Annotated in this window: 7 protein-coding genes; 5 read left to right on the top strand and 2 right to left on the bottom strand. The window is 76.4% G+C overall.

The window, feature by feature from the left end:
- A partial coding sequence (locus ABD317_RS31780) for an AraC family ligand binding domain-containing protein (RefSeq protein WP_344294494.1) occupies positions 1-443 on the bottom strand: 443 nt, incomplete at its 3' end.
- 54 nt (positions 444-497) lie between these two features.
- On the opposite strand from ABD317_RS31780, the gene ABD317_RS31785 reads away from it, so the two are divergent.
- From ABD317_RS31785 to ABD317_RS31800, 4 genes are all read left to right on the top strand, one after another.
- Positions 498-1,682, top strand: a complete 1,185-nt coding sequence (locus ABD317_RS31785; RefSeq protein WP_344294497.1) for an MFS transporter — start codon at positions 498-500, stop codon at positions 1,680-1,682.
- A gap of 96 nt (positions 1,683-1,778) precedes the next feature.
- A complete protein-coding gene (locus ABD317_RS31790; RefSeq protein ID WP_344294499.1) occupies positions 1,779-2,831 on the top strand; it encodes an ABC transporter substrate-binding protein in 1,053 nt (350 codons plus the stop codon).
- Complete coding sequence (locus ABD317_RS31795; protein ID WP_344294501.1) at positions 2,828-3,655, top strand: siderophore-interacting protein; 828 nt, start codon at positions 2,828-2,830, stop codon at positions 3,653-3,655. The genes ABD317_RS31790 and ABD317_RS31795 overlap by 4 nt, the downstream gene beginning before the upstream one ends.
- A gap of 66 nt (positions 3,656-3,721) precedes the next feature.
- Positions 3,722-4,105 (top strand): VOC family protein, encoded by a 384-nt coding sequence (locus ABD317_RS31800; RefSeq protein WP_344294503.1) that lies wholly within the window; start codon positions 3,722-3,724, stop codon positions 4,103-4,105.
- 13 nt (positions 4,106-4,118) lie between these two features.
- Here the strand turns inward: ABD317_RS31800 and ABD317_RS31805 are convergent, their stop codons facing one another.
- Positions 4,119-5,642 carry an MFS transporter gene (locus ABD317_RS31805; RefSeq protein ID WP_344294505.1) on the bottom strand — a complete coding sequence of 508 codons (1,524 nt, stop codon included), beginning with the start codon at positions 5,640-5,642 and terminating at the stop codon, positions 4,119-4,121.
- 47 nt (positions 5,643-5,689) lie between these two features.
- On the opposite strand from ABD317_RS31805, the gene ABD317_RS31810 reads away from it, so the two are divergent.
- Positions 5,690-6,986 (top strand): AfsR/SARP family transcriptional regulator (locus ABD317_RS31810; protein ID WP_344294507.1); only part of this gene is annotated, 1,297 nt, incomplete at its 3' end.

The following is a 6,986-nucleotide window of genomic DNA, read 5'->3' on the forward strand; positions in this document are numbered from 1 at the left end:
CCAAGACGCTCGGCGGCGGAGGCGGCGGAGGCGGCGCGCAGCCGGTCCAGCAGCTCGGCGCGCAGCCGCCGCCGCTCGGGGCCGTCGTCGTGCGGGTCGCGGGTGCAGGCGAGGATCAGCTCGCGCAGCAGCGGGCTGACGGCCAGGACGCCGGGCGCGTCGAGCCCGAGCGGGTTCCCGGGCGGGTCCGTGTCCGCGGGCAGCCCGACGAGGTGCAGGTCGAGGCGGCCGTACGCGCGGTGGGCGTGGACGCAGCCCGCGGGCACCCACAGCGCGCGGGTGCCGGGTGCGAACCAGGTGCCGGCGTCGGTGGTGACGGCGAGCGCGCCGGAGCCGGCGTAGACGAGCTGGTGGTCGTCGTGCCGGTGCGCGCCGATGCGCTCGCCCGCGGCGAGGGTCCTGGCCCGCGTGGGCGCCGCGGGGGCGTGGCGGATATCCGGCATGGGTTGGCATTTTATCGGAAGTTCGCCAGAGGGTCGCGCCGTGACGATCGGGGGGTGACCGAATCCCGCGCCGCCCGCTTCCGGCCCCTGCCGCTGCTGTCTGCGGGCCACGCCTGCGTGGACGTCTACCAGGGGGCGGTGGCGGCGCTGGTGCCCTTCTTCGTCGCCGAGCGGGCGTACTCGTACGCCGCGGCGTCCGGCGTCGTGCTGGCGGCCTCGCTGCTGTCCTCGGTGGTGCAGCCGCTGTTCGGGGTGCTGGCCGACCGGCGGCCGGTGCCGTGGCTGCTGCCGGTCAGCACGCTGACGGCCGGTGCGGGCGTGGCGCTGGCCGGGGTCTGCGGCTCGTACGCCCTGACGCTCGCGGCGGTCGCGCTGTCAGGCGCCGGGGTCGCCGCCTACCATCCGGAGGCCGCGCGGGTGGCGCGGCGGGCTAGCGCCGGCAGCCACACCGCGATGGGCTGGTTCTCCCTCGGCGGCAACCTCGGCTTCGCCACCGCTCCCCCGCTGGTGGCCGCCGTCGCCGCGACCGGCGGACTGCGGGCCTCGCCGCTGCTGGTGCTGCCGGCGCTGGCGGGGGCGGGGCTGTGCGCGGCGGCGCTGCGTTCGCTGCGGCCGTACGCGCCGGACACCCCGGCCGGGGACGCGGGGGACGCGGGCGACGGCGCGCTCGGCGGGCGGGACGACTGGGCGTCGTTCGCGCGGCTGACCGGGGCGGTGGTGTGCCGGTCGGTGGTGTTCGTGGGGCTGAGCGCCTTCGTCCCGCTGTACGTGGCCGGGCGCACGCCCGGCGGCACCGCGGCGGGCACGGCGGCGCTGTGCGTGCTGTATCTGGGCGGTGCGGCGGGGACGGTGGCGGGCGGGCGGCTGGCGTCCCGGTTCGGGCGCCTGCCGGTGGTGCGGTGGTCGTACGCGCTGAGCGGCCCGGCGGTCGCCGGGGTGGTGTTCGTGCCGGGCCCGCCGCTCTTCCTCTTCGTGGCCCTCACCTCCGCGGGCCTGTACGTCCCGTTCTCGCTGCACCTCACGCTCGGCCAGGACTACCTGCCCCGGCACGTCGGCACCGCCGGCGGGGTCACCCTGGGCCTGGCGGTCAGCGCGGGCGGGCTGGCGGGGCCGCTCATCGGCGCGCTCGCGGACGCGACTTCGCTGACCGTAGCGCTCACGCCGCTGATCGCGCTGCCCGCGGTGGGGCTCGTGCTGCTGGGGCCGCTGCGCGAGCCCGGAGGGTCGCCGCACCGGTGAACCGCCGTCTCCCGGCGGCCGGTCGGCGGGCACGGGGACGATGCCACGGGCCGGGCCGCTCCCCCGGCCCGTGACAGTTAGGTTAGCCTAACCTTCATGTTGATTCGCGACAGCCGTTTCCGGCCACGCCCTGCCGTCGCCCGTCCCTCGCGCCGCGGTCTGCTCGCCGCCGGCGGCGCGCTCGGCCTCGGCGCCGCCCTCGCCGCCTGCGGCGACTCCGCCTCCGGGGAGGCGGAGTCCGGCGGCGCGGACGGCGCCTGGCGCTTCAAGGACGACCGCGGCAAGGTCGCCAGGGCCGACCGCACCCCCGAGCGCGTCGTCGGCTACGTCGCCTCCGCCGCCGCCCTGCACGACTTCGGCATCGAGTGCACCGGCGTGTTCGGCCCGACGACGCTCCCCAACGGCGAGCCCGACGTGCAGGCCGGCGACCTGGACGTGGACGGGCTGACCGTCATCGGCAACACCTACGGCCAGTTCAACGTCGAGAAGTACGCCTCGCTGCAGCCGGAGTTGCTGGTCACCCACATGCAGGAGCCGCCGGTGCTGTGGTACCTGCCGGAGGAGAGCACCGAGGAGATCACCTCCCTCGCGCCCGCCGTCGGCATCCGCACCTCCGGCACCTCCCTCAAGACGTCGATCGAGCGGTACGCGGAACTCGCCGCCTCCCTCGGCGCCGACCTGGGTGCCGAGAAGGTCGTACGCGCCAAGTCCCGCTTCGAGAAGGCGTCGCAGACGCTGGCCAAGACCGCCGAGGACCGCCGGGGCCTGAAGGTCCTCGCCGTCTCCGCCAGTGCGGATCTGCTCTACGCCGCCGTCGCCGACGACTTCGGGGACCTGCGCTACTACAAGCAGCTCGGCGTCGAGTTCGCCACCCCGGAGAACCCCGGGAAGAGCGGCTTCTGGGAGGAGTCGAGCTGGGAGACCGTCGAGCGGTTCCGGGCCGACGTCATCATGGTCGACCAGCGCACCGGCAACCTCCAGCCCGACCAGCTCCAGGAGACCAAGCCCACGTGGCGCAGGCTGCCCGCGGTCGCCGCCGGCCAGGTGATCCCCTGGCTGAACGTGGCGCCCCACAGCTACGCCGGCCACGCGCCGCTGATAGAAGCGCTGGCCGACGCCCTGCGGGACGCGAAGCAGGTGGCCCGGTGAGCGGCTCCGCGACCGACGCGCCGTTCCGCTTCTTCGACATCGCCGTCGCCGGCGTCGAGCGGCTGTCCCCCACCATGATCCGGGTCGCGTTCGACGGCCCCGGGCTGGCCTCGATGGAGTCCGCGGGCCGCGACCAGCGCATCAAGCTGTTCTTCCCGCACCCGGGCCAGGACGCGCCGGTCATGCCGGACGACGACGGCGGCAACTGGTACCCGGCCTGGCAGGCCCTCGACCCCGCGGTGCGCGGCATCATGCGCACGTACACGACGCGCAGCCTCACCCGCTCCCCGGACCGGCTCGTGGTCGACTTCGCGGTGCACGGCGACACCGGGCCCGGGTCCCGCTGGGCGCTGCACGCCGCCCCCGGCGACCGGCTCTGCGTGCTGGCGCCGATCGTCGCGGACAACGTGGCCTACGACTTCCGCCCGCCGGCCGGCACCGACTGGATGCTGGTCACCGCCGACGAGACCGCGCTGCCGGCCGTCGCCGGCATCTTCGCCGCGGTGCCCGCGGACGTGCCCGTACGCGCCTGGATCGAGGTGGCCGACGCGGCCGACCGGCTGGCGCTGCCGGCCCCGGCGCACGCCGACGTCACCTGGCTGGTACGCGGCTCGGACGCGCCGACCCCGGACGCCGTGCGCGGCGCGGAGCTGCCCGGGGGCACGCCGTACGCCTGGGTCGCCGGAGAGTCGGCGACGGTCCGGGCCGTACGCCGCCACCTGGTGCGCGAACGGGGCTTCGACCGCAGGGCGGTGACGTTCACCGGCTACTGGCGCCGCGGCACCACGGAGGACCAGCTGCTGGCGGCGGCGGAGTCCGCCTGACGGCGCCGGCCGCCGCCGGGGTGTAATCCGGTGGCGGCCGGCGGGCGGCTCGGGCAGGCTGCGTCCATGACCTCGGTAGTACAGAACGTCGCGATCGACTGCGCCGACGCCTACGAACTGGCGCTGTTCTGGAGCAGGGTGACCGGCAGCCCGGTCGATCCGGAGGACGGACCGGGCTCGCCGGAGACCCAGGTGCTCCTGCCCGAAGGCCCCGTGCTGCACTTCAACACGGTGCCGGAGCCGAAGACGGCCAAGAACAGGATCCACCTGTGCCTGCGGCCGGAGACCCGGCGCGAGGAGGAGGTCGAGCGGCTGCTCGGCCTCGGCGCCGCCTTCGTCGCCGACCACCGCAACCCGGACGGCACGGGGTGGGCGATCCTCGCCGACCCGGAGGGCAACGAGTTCTGTGTGCTGCGCAGTGCCGCGGAGCGCGCGGCGACGCAGCACTGAGCCGCCGTACGGCTCAGTCGTCCCCGCCGGCCGGCCCGTCCTCCGCGCCGATCGGGCGCAGGTGCCGCAGCAGCACGACGACGAGCACCGCGAGGGCGGCGTAGAGCGCGGCGGCGACCACGGCGACGGCGGTCATCCCGGAGCCGAAGGCCGCGTGGGCGGCGTCGAGGAGGTCGTCGCCGAGTCGGTCGGGCAGCCCGGCGGCCGCCGCGTCGGCGTCGGCCAGGGACTCCCCCGCGCGCTCCGGCGCCCCGGCGGGGAGGTCGATCCCGGCGGTGTAGACGGCCGTGCCGAGGCTGCCGAGGGCGGCGATGCCCAGCGAGATGCCCATCTCACCGCCGGTCTCCGCGGTGGCCGAGGCGGAGCCGGACTTCTCCGGGGGCGCCGTGCCCACGATCAGGTTCAGCCCCAGCGCGCCGACCGGCGCGGCGCCGAGGAAGCCCAGCGTGAACCCGACCACCAGCGGCACGAGGTCGTCGCTGACCGCGACGTACAGGAACCCGGCCGCGGACATCGCCAGGCCCGCGCTGACGATGGCCGCGGGCCGTGCGGTGCGGGCCAGCACCGGCGCCAGCAGGGAGCCGGCGACCAGCGCGAGCGCCGGCGGCGCCATCCAGAAGCCGGCCTTCAGCGGCGAGAAGCCCTCGACCAGCTGGAGGTGCTGGCTGAAGAAGAGGTACGTGCCGCCCTGCATGAGCATCGTGAGCAGCAGGACGACCAGCGCGGCGGAGAACGAGCGGTTGCGGAACAGCCGCAGGTCGAGCAGCGGATCGTCGAGCCGGAGCTGGCGGCGGGCGAAGACGCAGCCGAAGACGAGGCCGGCGGCGACGGCGCCGGCCGCCCGCGCGCCCGGCTCGTCGGCCAGCTCCTTCAGCCCGTAGACCAGCGGGATGACCGTCAGCAGCGACAGCGCCACGCTCGCCGGGTCCAGCCGCCCGCCGCCCCCGCCGCCGGACTCCGGCAGCAGCGGCCGGGCCGTGATCACCAGCAGCAGCGCCACGGGCACGCCGAGCAGGAACACCGAGCCCCACCAGAAGTTCTCCAACAGCACCCCGCCGATCACCGGCCCGAGCGCCGCGCCGCCCATGAAGCAGGCGGTGAACACGCCGATGGCCAGGGCGCGCTGGCGCGCGTCGGTGAACATGGTGCCGACCAGGGCCAGTGCCGAGGGTGCGAGCGACGCGGCCGAGACGCCGAGGAGTATGCGGGCGGCGATCAGCATCTCGGCGCTCGACGCGTACGCGGCGAGCACCGACGCCGCGCCGAAGGCCGCCGCGCCGAACGTCAGCAGCCGGCGGCGGCCGATCTGGTCGCCGAGCGTGCCCATGGTGATGAGGAAGCCGGCCATCATGAACCCGTAGATGTCCATGATCCACAGCACCTGCGTGGCGGACGGCTCCAGGTCCGCGGTCAGATGCGGCAGCGCGAGGTACAGCACGCTGTTGTCGACCGAGGCGAGCAGCATGGGCAGGGCGAGGACGGACAGGCCGAGCCACTCGCGGGGGCCGGCCTTGGCGGCGGCGGTGGTTGTCGTCATGGGTTCACGGTCGCCGGGCGGTGTTCGGGTTTGCTTATGGTGGTGTCATGCGCTTCGGAGTGCTCGGTCCGGTGCGGGTCTGGACCGACGACGGACGGCCGGTCAGGGTCCCGGAGCTGAAGGTGCGCGTGCTGCTGGCCGCGCTGCTCGCCCGCGAGGGGCGGCCGGTGCCGCGCGGGCGGCTCGTCGACGACCTGTGGGACGCCCGGCCGCCGGGCAAGCCGACGGGCGCGCTGCGGGCGAAGGTCTCCCAGCTGCGCCGGGCGCTCGGGGACGCCGAGCCGGGCGGGCGGGAGCTGGTCGTCTCCGGCGCCTCCGGGTACGTGCTGGCCGCCGCCACCGACGCCGGGGACTTCGCGGAGCTGGTCCGGCGGGCCCGTGCGGCGTCCGGCCCGGCCCGCACCGCCGACCTGCTCACCGAGGCGCTGGCACTGTGGCGCGGCCCGGCCTTCAGCCCGTACGAGGACGCGCCCTTCGCCCGCGCCACCGCCGCGCGGCTGGAGGAGCAGCGGCTGACCGCGCTGGAGGAGCTGGCGCGGGCGCGGCTCGCGCTGGGGGAACACGCGCCGCTGGTGGCGGAGTTGACGGACCTGGTGGGCGCCCACCCGCTGCGCGAGCGGCTGACGGGGCTGCTGATGCGCGCGCTGTACGGCTCCGGGCGGCAGAGCGAGGCGCTGGCCGCCTACCGGGCGCTGCGGGTACGGCTGCGCGAGGAGGCGGGGCTCGACCCGGGCCCGGAGCTGGCCGGGCTGCAGCAGCGGATCCTTTCGGGCGACGAGTCCCTGGCCGCCGCGGCGCCGGGCGCCCCGCGGCAGCGCCCGCCGCGGCCGTCGGCGCCGCTGACGCCGCTGGTCGGCCGGGCGGCGGACCTCGCGGAGCTGCGGCCCCTGCTCGGCGGGGAGCGGCTGGTGACGCTCACCGGCGCCGGCGGCGAGGGCAAGACGCGGCTCGCGCTGGCCGCGCTGCACGACCGCCCCGAGCCCGGCTACGTGGCCGAGCTGGCGGGCGCCGGCGGCGGGAGCGTGGCCGACGTGGTGGCGACGGCGTTCGGCGTGCCCGACGAGGAGGAGATCGCCGAGGCGGTCGGCGACCGGCCGGCGGTGCTGCTGCTCGACAACGTCGAGCACGTCGTCGACGGGGCCGCGAAGCTCGCCGACCGGCTGCTGCACGCGGCGCCCGGGCTGCGCGTGCTGGCCACCGGCCGGGAGGCGCTGGGCGTCGCCGGCCAGGTCGTCCGGGCGGTGCCGCCGCTGTCCGGGGAGGACGCGGTGCGGCTCTTCGCCGACCGCGCCGCGGCGGCGGCGCCGGGCTTCGCGGTCGGCGCCGGGAACGCCGGGGAGGTCG

It is taken from the genome of Streptomyces synnematoformans (assembly GCF_039531005.1).
Taxonomy (GTDB): domain Bacteria; phylum Actinomycetota; class Actinomycetes; order Streptomycetales; family Streptomycetaceae; genus Streptomyces; species Streptomyces synnematoformans.

Coding starts and splice junctions, on each gene's coding strand:
- ABD317_RS31790 (WP_344294499.1), top strand. CDS start 1,779: ATGTTGATTCGCGACAGCCGTTTCCGGCCACGCCCTGCCGTCGCCCGT.
- ABD317_RS31800 (WP_344294503.1), top strand. CDS start 3,722: ATGACCTCGGTAGTACAGAACGTCGCGATCGACTGCGCCGACGCCTAC.
- ABD317_RS31805 (WP_344294505.1), bottom strand. CDS start 5,642: ATGACGACAACCACCGCCGCCGCCAAGGCCGGCCCCCGCGAGTGGCTC.